We start from the raw sequence: 19,305 nt of genomic DNA on the forward strand, positions 1-19,305 counted from the left end.
CCCGCGGTAACTACGCGTGCATATGTATCAGCGTATGGTTTTTTACACGCTCTTGTTCAAGCAACATCATAGCGATGGTGTTGGACTCATACTATCGTTTGGAGGCGTGGGCCGAAGACCTCCCCCGACTGAAATTTGCCATCGCCGTTGGTATTGCGAGCTTCTTCGGGGTGTTCGTTGGGAGTCTGTTATTGCAGGGACTGACAACTGTCCACGCAGTGATGATGGGAGTTACGGTGGTAATCGTCTACTATGCGTTTGACCCACGATAGACTCACCCTCTGTACTGAACGCGGGTTTCAGGAACGCAGTTAAATACGGAAATCACAGTACAATTACGGGTACCGAAGATACAGTATCAGAACTCGGTGCCCTGTCGCGCTCGCTGGCCGTCGTCGATCGGGTGTTTCTCCTTGCGGACGTTCGTGATCAGGTCCACGCTGTCGGCGAGATACGCGGGCTCGGTGTGGCTCCCCGAGAGGACGAGTTCGAGATCGTCGGGCTTGGCTTCGACCAACCCCAGCACGTCGTCCTCGGACAGCAACTCCCGGTCGGCGGCGTAGAGGACTTCGTCGAGGATGAGCATGTGCATCCCGGCCTCCGGCTCCGCCTCGAGATCGATCGGTGCGCCGAGGTCGGCCTCGCTGGCCGCCTCGAGCAGTTCGTGGGCGCGCTCGAGTCCGGCCTGCGCTTCGGCCTCGTGGTCGGCCTCGTCGCTGCCGTCGGCCATCCCGTGCCAGCCGTAGTGGCCGAGGTTCTCGTAGCTGATCCCCGGCAGGGCGGCGATGGCGTTGTACTCGCCCCGGACCGCGTCGACGCTCGAGGCCCCGCCTTTCATGAACTGGAGCATGTGGACGCGGTAGCCGTGGCCCGCGGCGCGCATCCCCATCCCCAGCGTCGCGGTCGTCTTCCCTTTCCCGTCGCCCCACCAGACCTGCACGCGGCCGAACTCCTCGGGCGCGGCGGGTTCGATCCGCTCGGCTTCGGGCGTTCGACCCTTCCCGGGCGTGTTCTCGATCGCGGACTCGACTGGCTCCTCGTCGCTCATACGCGGGCGGTCGGGCCGCGCCCACATGTACGTTGCTCCATCGCAGGCGGCATTCTGTGACATACGTAACCAAACGTGTCTTCCGTGTTCGCTCCTAACTCGCGGTCACCGATGTCCCTCGAGTTCTCCTCATCCGACGAGACGCCCGGCTTCGAGTGCGTGATCGCCGCGCTCGACGACTGTGCCTGTCGGGAAATCATCGCGATTCTCGAGGAGCCGATGACCGTCGAGGCGATCGCCGAGGCGACGGAGCGCCCGCTCTCGACGACCTACCGGAAACTCGATTGCCTGACCGAGGCCGGTCTCGCCGAGGAGGCCGTCGGCGTCCGGGAGGGCCGCCACCGGAAAGCCCGGTACGTGGCCAACCTCGAGCGGATCTCGATCGGGCTCGACGAGGACAACGAGTTGCGCGTCGACGTCGATTACGCTTCGGGGGCCAGCATCTGGTCCGAACTGCAGGGCGGCCACTGACCGATGGTTCTCACCTCGCGTTAGCTCCCGACGAGATCCGTGTCCGTCGGTCCCTGTCCGTCGAACTCCCGGACGAACTCGTCGAGCCGGTCGGGATCGGACGCCGCCGGCAGCCGCTCGTCCGCGGTGGAACAGTCCGCGTCGACCTCGAGTCGCTCGCAGACGAGGTCCGCGGTCGCCTCGGCCATCCGCCGATAGGTCGTCAGCTTCCCACTGACGATGCTACAGCAGTTCTCGACGCCCGCCTCGGCGTGATCGAGCAGGTGGAATCCACGCGAGATGCCGCGCCCACCCCGCGTGGCTTCGTCGGGTTCGTACAGCGGGCGGACCCCCCACCACGTCCGGACGTGGTCGGCATCGGCCACCGGCGGGAGCATCGCCGCACACTCCCGGACCGTCTCGGCGATCTCCCAGTCGGCCCGCTCGTAGTCGTCGGGATCGTCGACCGCCACGCTCGTCGTCCCGAGGACGACCTCGCCGTCGTGGGGGACGACGATATCCCCGTCGGCCGGCTCGCGACACCGGTTGAGAACCGGCTCGAGGCCCGGGTATTCGACCGAGACCATGACGCCGCGAGTCGGTCGCATCTCGACGGCAGCGCCGGCCATCGCCGCGACCCGACCGGCGTGGGGCCCGGTCGCGTTCACGACGTACTCCGGACTGAGCGTCGCCTCGGCGTCGCCGCCGAGCGTGACGGACCTGATTCGGCCGTCCTCGGTCGTCATCGACGTGACCGGTGTGTGCGGACGGATTCGCGCGCCGTGGTCGCGGGCGTCGGCCGCGTTCGCCGCGACCAGTCTGGACGGGACGACGACCCCGTCCGGGACTTCCATTGCGCGTTCGACGTCGGTCGCCAGCTCCGGGACCGCTTCGCGGGCGGCCGCGCCGTCGACGACGTCGGTCGGGATACCGACGTTCTCACAGGCCGCTCGCTTCGCCTCGAAGTACGCCGGATCGTCGGCTGCGAGTTCCACGAAGAGTCCGCCGGTGTCCCGAACGCACTCGCCCGCGATCCGGCGGACGATCCGGTTCTCCTCGAGACACGCCCGGGCCTCCGGCCCGTCGGCCTCGGCGTAGCGTGCGCCGCTGTGCAACAGGCCGTGCGACCGGCCCGAGGTACCCGACGCGAGCCCGTCGCGCTCGACGAGCGTGACGTCGACGCCCCTGCGTGCGAGGTCTCTTGCGATTCCCGCCCCGGTCGCGCCGCCGCCGATTACGAGGACTGTGGGTCGCTCCATACCCGATCGAGGGCGTCCACACTGACGTAGCTTTCACCGATCGAGCGAGACGAAGAGCGAACGGGTCGTGATCCGCTGTAGTCTCTCGACTCGAGGACACCCTACACCCGGTCCTCGAGGATCGACGCCAGTTCTTCGACCCACTCGCGCGTGGGCTCGTTGACCGGAGCGCGGTCCCGTCGTCGCTGACAGAGCGTCTCGGCGTAGGCCTCGAGCCAATCCGTCGCGGCGACGCCGCGGTCGTCCAGCGCCGACCACCAGCGCCGCCAGAACTCGTCGAAGGTCGTCACGCTCACGGTCACGCCGAACTCCGCCTCGAGGGCCGCGAGCCGGTCCTCGATGGCGTCGTCCCGGACCGGCTCCGAACTGGTCACGAACGCGACCGACTCGGTTTCCGGGTGGGCCTCGAGCTTCCCCCGGATCTCCTGGAGTTCGTTCAGCAGGTACGCCTTGCCGTACTTCGCGTCGTAGGCCTCCCGAACCCTGAACTCGTCGTCGGGGTCGACGACCTCGATGTCCGCGATGTTACCGTGTTTCTTGTCGGCCGAGCGCATCTGCGTGAGCGGCTTCAGGCGGCCGTCGAGCAGCCCCTCGTCCTCGAGGACCTGTGCCAGCGCGTGCATGGCGACCTCGTAGATGCGGGCCCCGTGCTGAGACTGCGCCAGGTGAATGTCGATGACCTGCTTGACCGTTTCGGGGGACGGCTCACCGGCGACGAACCGATCGACCAACTCCAGGGCGTCCTCGTAGACCTCCTCGGCGCGCTCGCCGCGGTTCGAGAGGCTGACGATCATGTACTCGAGCGCCTCCAGCGCATCGACCGGGTTGTCGTCCTCGAGGGCCTCGACCAGGTCGCCCCACTGTCGTTGGGCTCCCCGAATGTTCGCCTTGTACTGTTTCGAGTAGGGGTAGTTCTCCGCGAGCGAGCGGGTCATCATCACGCCGTCGGCGTTGACCCGCAACAGGTCTCTGTCCCGGAGCGCCGGGGCGACGTAGTCGCTGTCGATCGTCCGCATCGACAGCCCCTCCCGCCACGAGAAGTGCGCGCTGTTCCGGCTCCCCTTGTGGAGTCGGACGCTCTGTGCGGGCTCGAGGGACTTGATTACCAACTGAGTAACGGTCAGCCCGGCGATCGCACGCCCTCGCTCGCTGGTGATCGACTCGACGATCTCGTCGATGAGGGGCCGGATCTCCCCGTCCAGCGCGATCTCGTTCTCGGTTCCGGGATCGGTGACCCGGTCGAGGACGTCCTCGAACCAGCCGTCCTCGAGGTCGGCTTTGATGCGGTTGTACCGTTCTCTCGCGGCCTCCGACTGCTTTCCTTCCCGATACTCGGTGGTGGTCCCGTCCTCGTCGACGAACACGACGCGGTCGGCGTAGTACCGCACGTGCGGCTCGACCCCGTCGTTCGCGTTCGATGCACTGTCAGTCATCTCTATGTGTCTGCTATGTTCCCCAATATAACTTAAACGTAATGTCCACTGTAACTTCCGGATTAGTATATAAGTGCATAGTAGTACAATAACCACGCCTACTGATTACAGCGCAGTGTCGTCGGCGAACGGACCCGGTTGCTATCGACCGACCTGCGGTCGTCGCGACAGCCTCCACGTGGCGCGAGACTTCGTGGCTCAGAGCCGTGAGAGACGGCTTCGAGGGTGAGATCGACGGCTCGACCGAGCATGGTGAGGCGACGCTAGGTCCGTCGGATTCGACCGGTCCTCGAGGTGCGAAACCACAAGCACTACACTCTTTCAACGCCGGAAACCTATCAACGATGACGCTGCTACCGGGTGGTGGAGATGAGTGACCGGATTCGTGTTGCCAGTCTGTTTACCGGCGCCGGCGGTCTCGATATCGGCTTTAGCACGCTTTCGGAGTTCGACGTCCGCTTTCATACCGACATCGACGATATCGCTATCGACACGCTTCGGACGAACGCCGAGCGGGGCTCCTACATCGACGACGACGCGATCATCGAACGAACGGACATCACGGAGTACGATGGCGGCGACCTCGAGCCCGACGAGGTCGATCTCGTCATCGGCGGCCCGCCGTGTCAGCCGTTCTCCGCGGCGGCTCGCCGTTCCGGCGGCTTCGCCGGTGCCGACAGCGAGGACGGACAGCTGTTTCGCGCGTACGTGAAACTGCTCGAGCGGTGGCAGCCGACGGCCTTCCTCTTCGAGAACGTCTACGGGATCACCTCCGACGAGGAGGACTGGCAGATGATCGTCGACGCCTTCGAGAACGAGGCTGGCGATCCCGGGTATCGCCTGACGGCCCGGACGCTCGACGCCGCGGACTACGGCGTCCCACAGCACCGCGCCCGGACGTTTATCATCGGCGTCCGGAAGGACGTAGACGAGGAGTTTCGCTTCCCGCGACCGACCCACGGTCCCGACTCGCCCGCCGACCGCGACCTCGTGACGGCTGGCGAGGCCCTCGCGGATCTGGAGACGGCGGGCGCGGCCGAAGATCCGACCTACGAGATCACGTCGAAACACGCCCATCTGCTGGCCGATATCCCGCCGGGGCTCAACTACAGTTTCTACACGGAGAAGCTCGGCCACCCGGAGCCGGTCTTCGGCTGGCGCTCTCGCTTCTCGGACTACCTCTACAAGGCCGATCCCGACCGGCCCGTTCGGACCCTGAAGGCACAGCCGGGCGCGGCGTCGGGCCCCTTCCACTGGGAGAACCGGAAGTTCACCGAAGCGGAACTCAAACGCCTGCAGGCGTTCCCCGACGACTACGTCCTCGAGGGTTCGTACGGGCAGGTCGTCAAACAGATCGGCAACTCGGTCCCCCCGCGGATCGCCGAGGTGCTGGCGAAAGCGATCGCCGAGGAACTGTTCGGGGCCGATGGGTACGACGACGTGGTGCCGATGCCCGACGGGTACGACCTGAACTTCCGCTCGAGAAAGCGGACCAGTACGGAGGAGTACCGCCGGAAGGCGCGCGAACGGCTCGAGGAACTGGGGCTCTGGGACCCCCGCAACGAACGAAGCGGCCAGCAACGCGGGTTAGAGGAGTACGGCGACTCGAGCGACGACGAGACGGAGCCGGAAGCGACCCGCCGACGGGCCACGCTGCACTACCGCGACCACTTCGAGCGCGAGCGGTTGAGCTACGGCACCGCCGTCGAACCGGACGGTGCGGGCCGGACCTTCGATACGGAAAGCGACGTGGACGGCGCGACCCTCCGCGTGGACATCGAGCGACAACACGGCGGCGAGGGGACGATCGAGATCGTCCTCGAACCGGACGACGGCATCTGGAACGGGATCGGCTCTCTCGAGGTGACCGCGACTGGAGTCGATCTCGACGATGTCTTCTACGTCTGGGATATCGCCGCAACGGACGTAATCGAGCGAACGCGATACGAGAAGTTCATCGACGTCGTCGGGCACTACTCGACCACCCGGCTGGACTACTCGTCGTCGCTCGAGTTGACGGGCGTCGACGCGGGGCTGGTCCCGCGGACGCTTCAGTTTTTCAGCCGAGCGAGCAACTGCAACACGGAGTTTACCCTGGACGAACTCGGCCGTCAGTTGAACGCGACCCACGAGGAACTCGTGGACGCGCTCCGGCAACTTCGCGGGTGGCGCTACGAACTCCGGACGCCGGCGACTCACGAAACGATGCCCGAGGGGAAGGTCCTCTGTACGTACCCGTTCCCTGACATGAACGAACGGTCCCATTTCGATTCCGAGATCGAACTCGACGCGCTCGAAACGCGAACGAACTAACCCCCGACTGCGAGGACGACTCGAGTCCCTGCCACTGGCTGTTCGCGGGTGCATCCAACTACCGGCTAATATTACAACGGCGAACGCCACGTCTGACCCCCGCTAAACTGGGTCCGGATCGCGGTTCGTCCGACAGGGGGCGTGGCGCAACTCCCGCGCTCAATATCGTCGCAGCGAGCGATCGTGATGACACGGCGATCGACCCGGACGATGGAGTCACCGTCGCTGTAACCGGTTACTCCCCCGAAGACTGCCATCTTCTTTCGACAGAGATAGCGGCAGTAGTTTCCGAAACGCCCGAGTCGAGGTATCGCTTGCTCGGGAACCCGTCTTTATCCGTCCGACCGCGTAACCCGAACCCATGACAGCAGACGCGACGAAAAAACGGGGCTCCCGAACCGCGGCCACACCCGCTTTGCAAACCGGACCGGCCGCAATCACGTCGAGCCCGCGGTCGGAGGTGCCCGCGGAATGAGCGACACTGCCGAGTCCGGCGGTTCGGACGAGGAGTCCGATCGAGACGACGGCCACCTCGAGGACGTCGACGTCGGTGCGGGGTGTACCGAGATCTGGGAACACCTCGCCGAGGAGCGCGAGGACTGAGCGCGCCCGTTCACGATCGATTGCCCCCGAACCGCCCCGTGACCGAGCGGTCTCGCTATTGGTTCAGCGCGATTTTCTCCTCGAACCGCTCGCGGACCTTCTCGACTTTCGGGGCCGCGTGCATCTGGCAGTAGGCGTCGGTGGGGTTCTTCTCGAAGTAGTCCTGGTGTTTCTCCTCGGCGCGGTAGAACGTCTCGAGAGGCTCGAGTTCGGTCACGACGTCGTCGTCGTACTCGGAATCGAGGGCCTCGATGTAGGCCTCGGCCTGCCGGTGTTGCTCGTCGTCGTGAGCGAGGACGATCGAGCGGTACTGGGTTCCCACGTCGGGGCCCTGTCGGTTGAGCTGTGTCGGATCGTGCGTGGCGAAAAAGACCTCGAGCAGTTCGTCGTACGCGATGGCGTCGGGGTCGTACTCGACTTGGACGACTTCGGCGTGGCCGGTGTTGCCGGAACAGACCTCCCGATAGGACGGGTCCTCGACGTGGCCGCCGGCGTAGCCCGAGGTGACGGCGTCGACGCCTTCGAGTTCCTTCATCGCCGCTTCGGTACACCAGAAACAGCCGCCGCCGAACGTGGCTCGTTCCATACCCCACAGTAGGGCACGACCGAGGAAAGATGTGACGGGTGGGTTCGTTCGGGCTCCGCGACCCGACCGCTGCTGACCTCGCGAGCCGAATCGCGTGCCAAGGGATTTGACGGTGGCCGACGAACGCCGGGATATGTCCTGGGACACAGTCTCCCTCGAGTACGACGACGATGTCGCAACGCTGACCGTCGACCGACCGGACGCCCTGAACGCCCTGAACGTCGAGACGCTCGAGGCGATGGGGGAGGCGATCGAAACGGCCGCCGACGAGGGCGCACGCGCGCTCGTCTTGACGGGGGCCGGCGACGCGTTCATCGCCGGCGCGGACATCAAATACATGCAGGATCTCGGTCCCGAGGCGGCCCAGAAGTGGGGCGAACTTGGCCACGACGTCGCCGACGCGCTCGAGGCGTTCCCCGCGCCAACGATCGCCGCGGTCAACGGCTACGCGTTCGGCGGGGGCTGTGAGATGGCGCTGGCCTGTGACCTCCGCGTGGCGAGCGAGTCGGCGCTGATCGGCAACACCGAGATCGATCTGGGAATCATCCCCGGCTGGGGGGCCACCCAGCGGCTGCCGCGGCTGGTTGGCGACGAGACCGCTCGCCGGATGATCTTCCTCGGTGAGCGCCTCGACGCCGCGTCGGCCGCGGAGGTGGGGCTGTTCGGCGAGGTCGTGGCGGACGACGAACTCGAGGGGGTCGCCGCGGAACTGGCCGATCGGCTCGCCGCGAAACCGGCCTTCGCGATGCGAACTGCAAAAGCGGCGATTAATCAGGGCTACGAAGGCTCACAGGAGAGCGGCCTCGCGTACGAGCAACGCGCCTTCGCGAGCCTCTTTGGGACCCCGGACCAGCGCGAGGGGATGGCCGCGTTCGTCGAGGACCGCGAGCCCGACTTCGAGTGATCAGCGGTCTTCGACGCGCCACGTGAGCAGAACGCCCTCGTCGAGCCGGTCGACGGCCTCGAGCGCGAGTTCGGGGAAGTCGGCGACAAAGCCCTCGCCGTCGGCCAGCGTCGGGGCGTCCCGGCCACCGATAATCGTCGGGCCGATGAACACCCGTAGCTCGTCGACCAGCCCGGCCTCGAACAGCGAGAAGATGAGTTCGCCGCCGCCCTCGACCATGACCTGCTCAAGGCCCGCCTCCTGCAAGGCCGCGAACGCCCGTAGGAGATCGACCCGCTCCTCCCCCGCGGTGATCAGTTCGGCGGCGTCGGCGAGTGCCGCGCGGCGGTCGACGGGCGCGGCCTCGCTCAGACAGCAGTAGGTCGTCGCCGCGTCGTCGAGGACCGCGGCGTCGGTCGGGGTCCGCCCGCTCGAGTCGACCACGACCCGTGCGGGGGTTTCAGGATCGCCCCGCTCGCGCCGTCGTTCCCGCAGCCGCTCGTCCTTGACCGTCAGGTGCGGATCGTCCGCGAGGACGGTCCCGACGCCGACGACGACGGCGTCGCTTTCGGCCCGGACCCGATCGACGCGGGCGAAGTCCTCGTCGCCGCTGATCGCGAGTTGCTCCCGGCGTCGCGAGGAGAGTTTCCCGTCCGCGCTCATTGCGGCGTTGACCACGACGTGCATACCGCTGCTGCGGGCGGCCGGCTAAAGAAATCCCCGCCTCGCGGGCCGCTGCCGTCGCGTCGGGCGCTGCCGCCGGGGGCCGGCCCGTCTCTCGTGTCGGCTATACGGCGCTATATAGCATCGCGTACCCAACATATAAACGACTTATCCGGTCTCGCCGGACGATTCGGACGATACGCGTGACGACCGCCACCACCCCGTCCGACGACGCGGTATCGTTCGACCACCGCCATCTCGACCTCGAGAACCACGGCGACGTCTACGTCATCGGCGACGTTCACGGCTGTCCGGACGCGCTCGATGCGCTGCTCGAGCGACTGGACCTCGGCGGCAACGACCTCGCCGTGTTCGTCGGCGACCTGGTCCGAAAGGGACCCGACAGCAAGGCCGTCCTCGACCGGGTGCGCCGGTCGCCGCGACTGCTCTCCGTTCGGGGCAACAACGAGCGAAAGCTCATCGAGGGGGCGGCCTCGCTGTCGGCGCTGGGGCCGGCCGACTACCAGTACGTGGAGTCGCTGCCGACCGCGATCTCGTGGGACGGCGGCCTCGTCGTCCATGGCGGGGTCGACCCGGCCCGCTCGCTGTCGGCGCAGTCCCGCGAGGACGTACTGACGATGCGGTCGCCCGAGGGTGACGGCTACGACGGCCCCTTCTGGTTCGACGCCTACGAGGGGCCGCCGCGGGTCTTCTTCGGTCACACCGTCCTCGAGACGCCGATCGAACGGGAGTGGGCGGTGGGGCTCGATACGGGGTGTGTCTACGGCGGCAGTCTCACTGCGTACGACGTCGGGAACGAGCGGTTCGTCAGCGTCGACGGCCCCGACCACGTCGAGCGATCGTCGTCGAAGATCGTCACGCCGGACGGCAGTTGCTAGGGGGTCGGGATGAACGAACGAGATGCGACAGCCGACGACGAGCGGGGTGGAACGACCCCGGAGGAACAGGCAAACGACCAGTCGACCGCCGACGGCTCCGAGTTCGCGTTCCGATCGCTGCTCGACGACGAAGGTGTGACCGCCTCGAGTCCGGCCGAGCGGACCGACGGCGGCGCCGAATCGGAGACCACTGATCGCGCCGGAGACCAGGAGTCCACAGCGGACACCGTGATCGAGGCCGAGTCGGACGCGGGAGCGGGCGCGCCCGGCTCGCGGACCGACGGTGCCGCGGAGACCGACGACGGCAACGCCGAGACGCTGCCTCTCCCCGAGCCGATCGGCGATACTTCGGCCGACGGCGACGGGACCGATCCAGTCGAAGGGAACGACCCGTCGTCCGGCATCGCCGACGTCGACCTCTCGAGCCCGGAGTACTACCTGAATCGCGAACTCAGCGAACTGGCCTTCCAGCGGCGGGTCCTCCACGAGGTCCTCGATTCGGACAACCCGCTGTTGGAGCGCGTGAAGTTCTGCTCGATCGTCACGCGGAACCTCGACGAGTTCTTCCGCAAGCGCGTCGGCGGCCTGAAACAGGGGATCGCGGCCGGCGTCACCGAGGAGACGCCCGACGGGCGCACGCCCCGCGAGCAGTGGGACGCCGTCCTCGAGGCGGCCCGGCCGCTGCTCGAGCGGCAGGCCGAGTGTTACTGCGAGGAGATCCGTCCGGCGCTGGCCGACGAAGGCATCGCCATCGTCGATTACGACGACCTGAGTGCGGCCGAGCGGACGACGCTTCGCGAGTACTTCGAGAGTTCGGTGTTGCCGACGCTGACCCCGCTGACGTTCGATCCGGCCCATCCCTTCCCGTTCATCTCGAATCAGAGCCTCTCGCTGGCGGTGCTGACGCGGGAACGACCCGACGCGGAACTGACCTTCTCGCGGGTGAAGATCCCGCGCAACCAGCTCCGGTTCGTCCAGCTCGGCGACGACCGGCGGTACGTCCTCCTCGAGGACGTCGTCCGGGCGAACCTCGATCTGCTCTTTCCGGACGTCGAGGTGGTCGACACTGCCCTGTTCCGCGTGACCCGCAACGCCGAGGTCCGGCGCAACGAGGAGGTCGCCGAGGACCTGATCGAGACCATCGAGGAGGTCATCGAGGAGCGGCGGTTCGCGGCCGCCGTCCGCCTCGAGATCGAACCCGACGCCCCGCAGGAAGTGCGCGAGATCCTCACGCGGGAACTCGAACTCGACGACCGGGAGGTGTTCGAACTCGCCGGCCCGCTCGATTACCGGGACTTCGCCGACCTGACCGAACTCGACCGCCCCGACCTGAAGCTTCCCGAGTGGTCGCCACAGCCCCATCCGCGGCTGGGCCGGTGTGACGACGCGACGAACGTCTTCGACGCGATCAGCGACCGCGACGTCCTCGTCCATCACCCCTATCACTCCTTCGAGGGAACCGTCCAGCGGTTCCTCGAAGCCGCGGCCAACGACCCCGACGTACTGGCGATCAAGGCGGCGATCTACCGGACCGCCAGCGACTCACGGGTCATCGAGAGCCTGATCGAGGCCGCCCACAACGGCAAGCAGGTCGCGGTCATGGTCGAGTTGAAGGCCCGCTTCGACGAGGAGAACAACCTCGAGTGGGCGAAGAAACTCGAGGAGGAGGGGATCCACGTCGCCTACGGAACGATCGGCTACAAGACCCACACCAAGACCTCGCTGGTCGTCCGCGAGGAGGCCGACGGCGTCCGGCTCTACTCTCACGTCGGGACCGGTAACTACCACTCCGAGACGGCCAAGAGCTACGAGGATCTGGGGTTGCTGACCGCCGATCGGGACATCGGACAGGACCTCGTCAGGCTGTTCAACTACTTCACCGGCCACTCGATGTATCGGGACTACCGGGAGCTGTTGATCGCGCCGGGGAACATGCGCGATCGGTTCGTCGAACTGATCCGGGCCGAGGCCGAGCGGGCCCGCAACGGCGAGGACGCCCGGATCGTCGCCAAGATGAACCGGTTGGAAGACCCCGAACTCGTCCGGGAACTCTACGAAGCCTCAATGGCCGGCGTCGACATCGATCTGATCGTCCGCGATATCTGTCGGCTTCGACCCGGCCTCGAGGGCATCAGCGAGACGATCGACGTCTACAGCGTCGTCGGCCGCTTTCTCGAACACTCGCGGATCTTCTACTTCCGGGCCGGCGGCGAGGACCGGTACTACATCGGGTCGGCCGACTGGATGACCCGTAATCTCGACAACCGGGTCGAGGCGGTGACGCCGATCGAGGATCCGCGGCTCCGGGAGCGACTCGAAACGATCCTCGAGACGCTGCTCGAGGACGATCGGAACAGGTGGATAATGCGGTCGGACGGGAGCTACGATCGCTGCCGATCGACGGACGGTTCGTCGACCGACGTTCACGAGACGTTCATGCGGTCGGCGTTACGCCCCGCGGGTCGGGGGCGGATCGATCTCGGAGACTGAACGGTGGGGCGATCGCCGACTGCTGATTGCCAGTTTCAGACTACCAATCGCCGACTACCGATCACCGACGGTTCCCTTTTCCATTTCCGAAACGAGTGCCACCAGCGACGCGGCCCGTCCCTGCCGATACCGAGTCGTTCGAGGCCGTACGGATCCCTCAATAGCACAACTAGCAGCGGCTTTGTACGTTCCGTCGGTCGACTTCGATACGCGCTCTCCCCCGACCATGAACGGATCAACCGGCGGCTACGGCGATCGTTCGACGCGGCAACGGCTCTCGACGGCGACGCAGTACGCGACCGAGACGGCCACCCTCGAGTCGATCGTCGTCCGATACGAGGACCGGGCGGACCGATGTACGATTACGCCGCGTGAGTGTCCGGCCGACGATCAGCTGACGACGTGGCTGTCGGCCGATATCGAGGCGTTCGTCGATCTCGAGGACGTTCGCTGACGACGACCGGCCCGGCGAATCGATCACGATTCGCGCCGACTGTACCCCCCTCTTCGTCGGAGTGATCCCACTCGATATGTATCTCTACAATTTCTATATAGCACTATGTTTGATAACTATTGTCGATAGATTCGTACTGATGAATAGTTATCTGAGACGGCCTAAAACGTCCGATAGTGGCACTATCTCCCTGGCTAATTCTCTCTATAGACTAGTGGATTTATATTGTTGTAATCAAAATCGGCCCGTATGGAGACGCGAAAGGTCCAGGTGACCGGTGGGTCGACGTATACCGTTTCGCTGCCGAAGACGTGGGCGACCGACAACGGTGTCAGCAGCGGTACGACCGTCGAATTCTATCCCGAAGACGACGAACTGCTTCTCACGCCGGAACGCGAGACGCGCCGGCAGGAAGGCACCCTCGACGTCTCCGGCCTCGAGGGCGAACAGCTCACGCGGGCCGTGATGACGATGTACGTCAGCGGCTTCGACGTGATTTCGCTCGAGGCCGGCCGGATCACGACCGAGCAACGAAGCGCGATCAGGAGTGCGACCCAGCGACTCGTCGGCGTCGAGGTCTTGGAGGAAACCAGCGATAGCGTCGTCATTCAGGACTTGCTCGACTCATCGGAGCTGTCGATCGTCAACGCCGTCACCAGGATGCGGCTGATCGCCCAGTCGATGCTCGAGGACGCGGTGACGGCCCTGATCGAGAACGACGACGCGATCGCCGAGGACGTGATCGAGCGCGACGACGACGTCGATCGGCTCTGGCTGGTCGTCTCGCGGATCTTCCGCGCGACGTTGCGCTCACCACGCGCCGTCGAGGAACTCGGCGTCTCCCGGGAGGACTGCTTCGACTTTCACTCGACCGCCCGGCAACTCGAGCGGATCGCCGACCACGCCGTCAAGATCAGCGACATCGCGCTCAAACTCGACGACCTGTCGGCCGACGTCGCTGATGCCGTCCACGGGCTCCACGCCGAGGCCGCGTCGGTCCTCGAACAGTCGACCGACGCCCTGTTCGCCGAGGAGTCCGACGAGGCCACCCGCCTCGGCCACGCGGCGCTCGAGGCCGTCGTCGAGATCGACGAACACACCCGCAAGATCGACGACATGCTACGGGATCTCGAGCCCGCACAGGCTCAATCGCTGGGGCTGATCGTCGACTCGCTCTCGCGGAGCGCCGACTACGGCGGTAACATTGCCGAAACTGCGCTGCAGAAGGCCGCCCCACGGCCCTGACGACCGCGGACGATCGATTATCGGGGGACGGTACGCTCGTGGTGTAAACGGCAGAGCCGCAGCTGACCGCGCTGGCACAACGGAAGAATCAGCGGGCGTTACTCGAGGAGAACGGCGTTGACCTGACCGGTCTGTCCGGGTCGGGACGTAACGCGGGCCTGCCCTTCGCTCGTCTCGATGACGGCACCCTTCGTGATGATGTTTCGGCGGACGTAGTTCGGGTTGGCGTCGTTCTCGACGACGTCCTCGATGTCGGCCGAAACCGTCTCGTCGCCCTTGTTGACGCTTGCGACGTTGGTCGCCAGCGCACGGGTCTTCGTCTCGTTCCCGCGGGCATCGACGGTGCGGAACCGCGGTTCGCCGACCTGCGTCTCGGTGGGCAGCCGACCGAGTTCGTTCTTCCGGCGCTTTCGAACGTTCTTCAGTCGACCGCCGGTTCGCTTGCGCGTAGAGCGTCCCTGATCCTGCATACACGTACCCAGCCCCGGCGCGTATTTATATGCAACGAGATACACCCCGGCTGCAGGCCACCGGCGCAGTCGCCGGCCGGTCACTCGTCGGCGACAAGACAGTACGCGCGGCCGGGCTCCTCGAGGATCGTCTCCTCGTCGGCGTAGTAGTTCGAGAAGACGCCGCGCTCGGCGTAGTAGATCCGCCCGTCGCGGGGGATCGCACCGCTCGTGACGTGCCCGCGATTCCGGACTCGCCAGCGTCGGTCGCCGGTCTCGCGATCGAGCGCGTACAGGTGCGTGTCGTAGGAGCCGACGAGAATCGTCTCGGCGGTGGCCGTGATCGAACCGATGACGTGTCCGTCCACGTCGGCCGACCACAACTCCTCGCCGGTATCGGTCTCGAGCGCGTGGACGTGGTGGTCGTCGCCCCCGACGTAGACGATCCCTGCCTCGGGGTCGATCGCCGGGTTCGACATGACGACGTCGCCGGTGTCGAACGACCACTCCTCGCTGCCGTCCGCGAGGTCGAGCCGGTAGAACCGACCGTCCCACGAGCCGACGAACGCCGCGCCGTCGTAGACCGGGATCGTCCCCTTGATCTGTGCGCCGAGGTTGAACCGCCCGCCTGCCATCGACTTCCCGTCGGGGCCGCCCTCGCCGCCCGCCTGAAACGACCACGCGAACTCGAGGGAGGGGAACTCCCAGCAGTAGACGACGCCGTCGTTCGACCCCGTGACGAGCCGGCCGGCCTCGCAATCGATCGCGGGCGAGGGGTGGGGCATCCCCCAGAGGCGGTCGTCGCTCCAGACCGGCGTGCCGGTGGCGGCGTCGACCGCCCAGAGCGTGCCGCTTGCCGGGTCGCTGTACTCGGCGAGCAGGTAGAGCGTTCCGTCGACGTACGCGGGACTCGAGCCGATCGCGATCGCGCCGCCGAACTCGCGGGCGGTGGTTCGCCACTGCAGGTCGCCGGATGCGATATCGACGGCGTAGAGCGCGCCGTCGTAACCGCCGATGTAGGCGGTCCCGTCGACGATCGCCGGCGTCCCGTGAAAGCCCAGGCTCCGGCCGGCGCCGGTCTCGAGGTGCCAGCGCTTCTCGCCGGTCGGCGTGACGGCGTCGATCCGGCCGGTGTCGCTGGCCACGAGGACCGTCTCGCCGTCCGGCGTCGGTCGCGGCGTCGACTTGGCCGCGGTGTGTCCGATCCGGTTGGTCGAGAACGACCAGTCGACCCGCACCGCGTCCGGGACGGTCTCCTCGGGGTAGTAGCCGTACCGGCGCAGGCCCCGACGGAACATCGAGGTGCCATCGTCGGCCGGCAACGGAACGTAGCCGTCCGCGTCGCTCGCGGCGGCAGTGATCGCCGAACAGTCCGTCCGCGAGCGGTACCGCCGGTCGGCACAGCCGGCCAGTCCGACGATCCCGGCCGTGCCGGCGGTGCCGAGCAGTTGCCGTCTGGTGACGCGCGCAGCCGCGGCTGTCCCGCCGTCGTGATCGGCGTCGGCTCGAGGGTCCGCGGCGCGGTCGCTCACGCGTCTACTCCTGTTGGGCGTCGACGACCGCCACGCCCGCGAGGTTCACGATGTCTTTGACCTCGTCGCCCCGCTGGAGGACGTGGACCGGCTTGTCCATCCCGACCAGCATCGGCCCGATGGCGTCGGCACCGCCCAGTCGCTGGAGGAGTTTGTAGCCGATGTTGCCCGACTCGAGGTTCGGGAAGACCAGCACGTTCGCGGGTTCCTCGAGTTCGGAGAAGCCGTACGTGCCCTCGAGGATGTCCTCGACGACGGCGGTGTCGGCCTGCATCTCGCCGTCGACCGTGAAGTCGACTTCGGGGTCGTCCTGCAACATCCGCGCCGCCTTGCGCGGTTTGCGGGTCCCCTCGTTGTCGACGCTCCCGAAGTTCGAGTACGAGAGCAGTGCCGCGCGGGGTTCGATGTTGAACCGCCGTGCCAGTTTGCCGGTCTGTTTGGTGACCTCCGCGAGGACCTCCTCGTTGGGGTCCTGGTTGACCGTCGCGTCGGCGACGAAGATCACGCGGTTCTTGAACGTCAGCATGTAGACGCCGGCGGCGTAGTCGACGTCGTCGTCGGTGCCGACGACCTGCAACGGCGGTCGCAGCGCCGAGGGGTAGTGGTGGGAGAGGCCGGTCAGTAGGGCGTCGGCGTCGCCCTGTTCGACCATCACGCTCCCGAAGTAGTTCGAGTCGCGCTCGACGAGTTCGCCGGCCTCGCTGCGCGTGATCCCCTTGCGGGCCCGCAGTTCGTGGAGCCGGTCGGCGTACTCCTCGTAGTCGCCGACCGAGGGGTCGGCGACGGTCGGATCGAAGTCCAGCCCGAGGTTCGCCGAGGTCTGCTTGATCTCGTCCTCGTCGCCGATCAGGACCGGCAGGGCGATCCCCTGCTCCTGAATCTGGTAGGCCGCGCGGATCATCTTCTCGTTTTCGCCCTCCGCCAGAGCGACCGTTTTGGGGTCGCTCTTGGCCTTGTTGAGGACGACCCGCATCATCTCGCGGGACTTGCCCAGCCGGGCTTCGAGTTCTTCCTCGTAGGCCTCGAGGTCGATCTCGGTACGAGCCGCACCGGACTCCATCGCGGCCTCGGCGATCGCCGGCGCGACGCGGAAGAGGACGCGCGGGTCGACGGGCTTGGGAATGATGTAGTCGGGGCCGTACTGGATCGGGTCGTCGCCGTAGGCCTTGACGACCGCGTCGGGAACGTCCTGGCGGGCGAGTTCGGCCAGCGCCTCGGCACAGGCGACTTTCATCTCCTCGTTGATCTCGGTCGCGCGCACGTCGAGGGCCCCGCGGAAGATGAAGGGGAACCCGAGGACGTTGTTGACCTGATTCGGGTAGTCCGACCGGCCGGTGGCCATGATGACGGTGTCGTCGCGAGCGGCCTTGGCCTCCTCGTAGCCGATCTCCGGATCCGGATTCGCCATCGCGAAGACGATCGGGTCCGACGCCATCGACTGGATCATCTCCTGGGAGACGATGCCGCCGATCGAGAGCCCGACGAAGACGTCGGCCCCCGCCATCGCGTCGGCCAGCCCGCCCTCGGGCACGTCGCGGGCGAACTGCTGTTTGTACTCGTTGACGTCGCCGTCCGCGGCGCGGTCCTCGGTGATGATTCCCGAGGAGTCACACATCGTGATGTTCTCCTTCCGGACGCCCAGCGAGACGTAAAAGCGCGCCGTTGCGATGGCACTCGCGCCGGCTCCGGAGAAGACGACCTCGAGTTCCTCGAGGCTCTTGCCGGCGATGTCGGCGGCGTTGAGCAGCGCGGCCCCGGAGATGATTGCGGTGCCGTGCTGGTCGTCGTGGAACACCGGAATGTCGATCTCCTCGCGCAGCCGTTCCTCGACGGTGAAACAGCCGGGTGCTTTGATGTCCTCTAAGTTGATCCCGCCGAAGGTCGGCTCCATCATCTTGATGGCCTCGACGAGCTTGTCGGGGTCCGAATCGTCGAGTTCGATGTCGAAGACGTCGATGTCGGCAAAGCGCTTGAACAGCACGCCCTTGCCCTCCATGACGGGTTTGGAAGCCTGTGCGCCGATGTCACCCAATCCGAGAACCGCCGAACCGTTCGAGACGACGCCGACGAGGTTGCCCTTGGCCGTATACTGGTAGGCGTCAGTCTCGTCCTCGTCGATCTCGAGACACGGCGCGGCGACGCCCGGCGAGTACGCCAGCGAGAGGTCACGCTGGGTGTTCGTCGGCTTCGTCGTCGAAATCTCGATCTTGCCCGGTGGATCCGTTCGATGGTACTCGAGTGCGTCCTCGTCTAATCCCATATCGGGGACACTGTGGGCGACTACAAAAAACAATGCGAAGGGGAGTTTCGACGGCTGTCGAAATAAACTGTTCCGCGGCCGCAGTTCGCCCGGACAAAAGACGGGGATTCGACCGTTTTATACACTCCGCGGAAGTGTGGTGGGGTATGGACGTCGCGCTTGGTGGGACCTTCGACCCCGTTCATGACGGCCATCGGCGGCTGTTCGAACGGGCGTTCGAACTCGGGGACGTGACTGTCGGCTTGACCAGCGACGACCTCGCCCCGAAGACACGAGACGTCGACCGGCGGGTTCGGTCGTTCGACGAACGGAAACGAAACCTCGAGTCGGAACTCGAGTCGATCGCGGCCGATCACGACCGCACGTTCGAGGTCCGGCTGCTCGAGTCGCCGACGGGGATCGCAACGGAACCGCAGTACGACTATCTCGTCGTCTCGCCGGAGACCCGCGAGGGCGGCACGCGGATCAACGAGATCCGCCGCGAACGCGGCCACGACCCGCTCGAGGTCGTCGTTGTCCCCCACGTACTGGCCGACGACGGCGACATCATCTCGAGTACCCGGATCGTCCACGGCGAAATCGACGAACACGGAAACGTCGTCGACGGGGAGTAAGCGTCGTCGCGGAGACCAACCCGTCGACGACGGGCGTCAAGCCAACGGCCGATTGCCGTCGGACAGTACCGGCCGATACGGCTTCGTATCGTACAATTACGCCGGGACAGCCCGCTTCTGAGTC

At 66.2% G+C, this 19,305-nt stretch carries 17 protein-coding genes; 9 read left to right on the forward strand and 8 right to left on the reverse strand.

Annotated features, from left to right (window positions below):
• Positions 1-358: 358 nt before the first annotated feature.
• On the reverse strand, positions 359-1,048 hold the full coding sequence (locus ACSBP4_RS18085; RefSeq protein WP_435553049.1) for a cob(I)yrinic acid a,c-diamide adenosyltransferase: 690 nt from the start codon (positions 1,046-1,048) through the stop codon (positions 359-361).
• A gap of 111 nt (positions 1,049-1,159) precedes the next feature.
• Between ACSBP4_RS18085 and ACSBP4_RS18090 the strand changes: the two genes are divergently transcribed.
• Positions 1,160-1,519 carry a winged helix-turn-helix domain-containing protein gene (locus ACSBP4_RS18090; RefSeq protein WP_006649400.1) on the forward strand — a complete coding sequence of 120 codons (360 nt, stop codon included), beginning with the start codon at positions 1,160-1,162 and terminating at the stop codon, positions 1,517-1,519.
• A gap of 20 nt (positions 1,520-1,539) precedes the next feature.
• On the opposite strand, the gene ACSBP4_RS18095 is transcribed toward ACSBP4_RS18090, so the two are convergent.
• Positions 1,540-2,757, reverse strand: a complete 1,218-nt coding sequence (locus tag ACSBP4_RS18095) for an FAD-dependent oxidoreductase (RefSeq protein ID WP_435553050.1) — start codon at positions 2,755-2,757, stop codon at positions 1,540-1,542.
• Positions 2,758-2,858: 101 nt separating this feature from the next.
• Entirely contained in the window at positions 2,859-4,190 is a 1,332-nt protein-coding gene (locus ACSBP4_RS18100) for a DNA methyltransferase (protein ID WP_435553051.1), read from the reverse strand.
• A gap of 369 nt (positions 4,191-4,559) precedes the next feature.
• Here ACSBP4_RS18100 and ACSBP4_RS18105 point away from each other — a divergent pair, with 369 nt between their 5' ends.
• Both ACSBP4_RS18105 and ACSBP4_RS18110 read left to right on the forward strand, forming a co-directional pair.
• Positions 4,560-6,503 (forward strand): DNA cytosine methyltransferase, encoded by a 1,944-nt coding sequence (locus tag ACSBP4_RS18105; protein WP_373633312.1) that lies wholly within the window; start codon positions 4,560-4,562, stop codon positions 6,501-6,503.
• Between the two features lie 471 nt (positions 6,504-6,974).
• On the forward strand, positions 6,975-7,106 hold the full coding sequence (locus ACSBP4_RS18110) for a hypothetical protein (protein ID WP_006649395.1): 132 nt from the start codon (positions 6,975-6,977) through the stop codon (positions 7,104-7,106).
• A gap of 55 nt (positions 7,107-7,161) precedes the next feature.
• Here the strand turns inward: ACSBP4_RS18110 and msrA are convergent, their stop codons facing one another.
• The gene (msrA, locus tag ACSBP4_RS18115) at positions 7,162-7,692 is read right to left on the reverse strand and encodes a peptide-methionine (S)-S-oxide reductase MsrA (protein WP_049966299.1); all 531 of its coding nucleotides are present in this window, start codon (positions 7,690-7,692) and stop codon (positions 7,162-7,164) included.
• A 133-nt stretch (positions 7,693-7,825) separates the two neighbouring features.
• Between msrA and ACSBP4_RS18120 the strand changes: the two genes are divergently transcribed.
• Positions 7,826-8,596, forward strand: coding sequence for an enoyl-CoA hydratase/isomerase family protein (locus ACSBP4_RS18120; RefSeq protein WP_049966298.1), 771 nt, complete (start codon positions 7,826-7,828; stop codon positions 8,594-8,596).
• Here ACSBP4_RS18120 and ACSBP4_RS18125 read toward each other — a convergent pair whose 3' ends face one another.
• Positions 8,597-9,262, reverse strand: a complete 666-nt coding sequence (locus tag ACSBP4_RS18125) for a 2,5-diamino-6-(ribosylamino)-4(3H)-pyrimidinone 5'-phosphate reductase (protein WP_435553052.1) — start codon at positions 9,260-9,262, stop codon at positions 8,597-8,599. It lies immediately after the preceding gene.
• A 179-nt stretch (positions 9,263-9,441) separates the two neighbouring features.
• Here ACSBP4_RS18125 and ACSBP4_RS18130 point away from each other — a divergent pair, with 179 nt between their 5' ends.
• From ACSBP4_RS18130 to ACSBP4_RS18145, 4 genes are all read left to right on the forward strand, one after another.
• On the forward strand, positions 9,442-10,137 hold the full coding sequence (locus tag ACSBP4_RS18130; protein WP_435553053.1) for a metallophosphoesterase family protein: 696 nt from the start codon (positions 9,442-9,444) through the stop codon (positions 10,135-10,137).
• Positions 10,138-10,146: 9 nt separating this feature from the next.
• Positions 10,147-12,627: a polyphosphate kinase 1 gene (ppk1, locus tag ACSBP4_RS18135; RefSeq protein WP_435553054.1), complete on the forward strand. Its 2,481-nt coding sequence runs from the start codon at positions 10,147-10,149 to the stop codon at positions 12,625-12,627.
• A 226-nt stretch (positions 12,628-12,853) separates the two neighbouring features.
• A complete protein-coding gene (locus ACSBP4_RS18140) occupies positions 12,854-13,081 on the forward strand; it encodes a DUF7511 domain-containing protein (RefSeq protein ID WP_006649389.1) in 228 nt (75 codons plus the stop codon).
• Between the two features lie 249 nt (positions 13,082-13,330).
• The gene (locus ACSBP4_RS18145; RefSeq protein WP_006649387.1) at positions 13,331-14,326 is read left to right on the forward strand and encodes a phosphate uptake regulator PhoU; all 996 of its coding nucleotides are present in this window, start codon (positions 13,331-13,333) and stop codon (positions 14,324-14,326) included.
• Positions 14,327-14,424: 98 nt separating this feature from the next.
• Here ACSBP4_RS18145 and ACSBP4_RS18150 read toward each other — a convergent pair whose 3' ends face one another.
• The 3 genes from ACSBP4_RS18150 to ACSBP4_RS18160 all read right to left on the reverse strand — a co-directional run bounded on the left by ACSBP4_RS18150 (position 14,425) and on the right by ACSBP4_RS18160 (position 18,567).
• Positions 14,425-14,796 (reverse strand): 30S ribosomal protein S8e, encoded by a 372-nt coding sequence (locus ACSBP4_RS18150; protein ID WP_006649386.1) that lies wholly within the window; start codon positions 14,794-14,796, stop codon positions 14,425-14,427.
• A gap of 80 nt (positions 14,797-14,876) precedes the next feature.
• Positions 14,877-16,307: a PQQ-binding-like beta-propeller repeat protein gene (locus ACSBP4_RS18155; RefSeq protein WP_435553055.1), complete on the reverse strand. Its 1,431-nt coding sequence runs from the start codon at positions 16,305-16,307 to the stop codon at positions 14,877-14,879.
• A 4-nt stretch (positions 16,308-16,311) separates the two neighbouring features.
• The gene (locus tag ACSBP4_RS18160) at positions 16,312-18,567 is read right to left on the reverse strand and encodes an NADP-dependent malic enzyme (RefSeq protein ID WP_006649384.1); all 2,256 of its coding nucleotides are present in this window, start codon (positions 18,565-18,567) and stop codon (positions 16,312-16,314) included.
• 146 nt (positions 18,568-18,713) lie between these two features.
• Between ACSBP4_RS18160 and ACSBP4_RS18165 the strand changes: the two genes are divergently transcribed.
• Positions 18,714-19,181: a phosphopantetheine adenylyltransferase gene (locus ACSBP4_RS18165; RefSeq protein WP_006179674.1), complete on the forward strand. Its 468-nt coding sequence runs from the start codon at positions 18,714-18,716 to the stop codon at positions 19,179-19,181.
• Positions 19,182-19,305: the final 124 nt, after the last annotated feature.

The organism is Natrinema sp. CGMCC1.2065, assembly GCF_051225675.1.
Lineage (GTDB): Archaea > Halobacteriota > Halobacteria > Halobacteriales > Natrialbaceae > Natrinema > Natrinema thermotolerans.

Bases quoted from the DNA above. Each gene is read 5' to 3' on its own strand.
- ACSBP4_RS18085 (WP_435553049.1), bottom strand. From the start codon at position 1,048: ATGAGCGACGAGGAGCCAGTCGAGTCCGCGATCGAGAACACGCCCGGG.
- ACSBP4_RS18090 (WP_006649400.1), top strand. From the start codon at position 1,160: ATGTCCCTCGAGTTCTCCTCATCCGACGAGACGCCCGGCTTCGAGTGC.
- ACSBP4_RS18095 (WP_435553050.1), bottom strand. From the start codon at position 2,757: ATGGAGCGACCCACAGTCCTCGTAATCGGCGGCGGCGCGACCGGGGCG.
- ACSBP4_RS18100 (WP_435553051.1), bottom strand. From the start codon at position 4,190: ATGACTGACAGTGCATCGAACGCGAACGACGGGGTCGAGCCGCACGTG.
- ACSBP4_RS18105 (WP_373633312.1), top strand. From the start codon at position 4,560: ATGAGTGACCGGATTCGTGTTGCCAGTCTGTTTACCGGCGCCGGCGGT.
- ACSBP4_RS18110 (WP_006649395.1), top strand. From the start codon at position 6,975: ATGAGCGACACTGCCGAGTCCGGCGGTTCGGACGAGGAGTCCGATCGA.
- msrA (WP_049966299.1), bottom strand. From the start codon at position 7,692: ATGGAACGAGCCACGTTCGGCGGCGGCTGTTTCTGGTGTACCGAAGCG.
- ACSBP4_RS18120 (WP_049966298.1), top strand. From the start codon at position 7,826: ATGTCCTGGGACACAGTCTCCCTCGAGTACGACGACGATGTCGCAACG.
- ACSBP4_RS18125 (WP_435553052.1), bottom strand. From the start codon at position 9,262: ATGCACGTCGTGGTCAACGCCGCAATGAGCGCGGACGGGAAACTCTCC.
- ppk1 (WP_435553054.1), top strand. From the start codon at position 10,147: ATGAACGAACGAGATGCGACAGCCGACGACGAGCGGGGTGGAACGACC.
- ACSBP4_RS18140 (WP_006649389.1), top strand. From the start codon at position 12,854: ATGAACGGATCAACCGGCGGCTACGGCGATCGTTCGACGCGGCAACGG.
- ACSBP4_RS18145 (WP_006649387.1), top strand. From the start codon at position 13,331: ATGGAGACGCGAAAGGTCCAGGTGACCGGTGGGTCGACGTATACCGTT.
- ACSBP4_RS18150 (WP_006649386.1), bottom strand. From the start codon at position 14,796: ATGCAGGATCAGGGACGCTCTACGCGCAAGCGAACCGGCGGTCGACTG.
- ACSBP4_RS18160 (WP_006649384.1), bottom strand. From the start codon at position 18,567: ATGGGATTAGACGAGGACGCACTCGAGTACCATCGAACGGATCCACCG.
- ACSBP4_RS18165 (WP_006179674.1), top strand. From the start codon at position 18,714: ATGGACGTCGCGCTTGGTGGGACCTTCGACCCCGTTCATGACGGCCAT.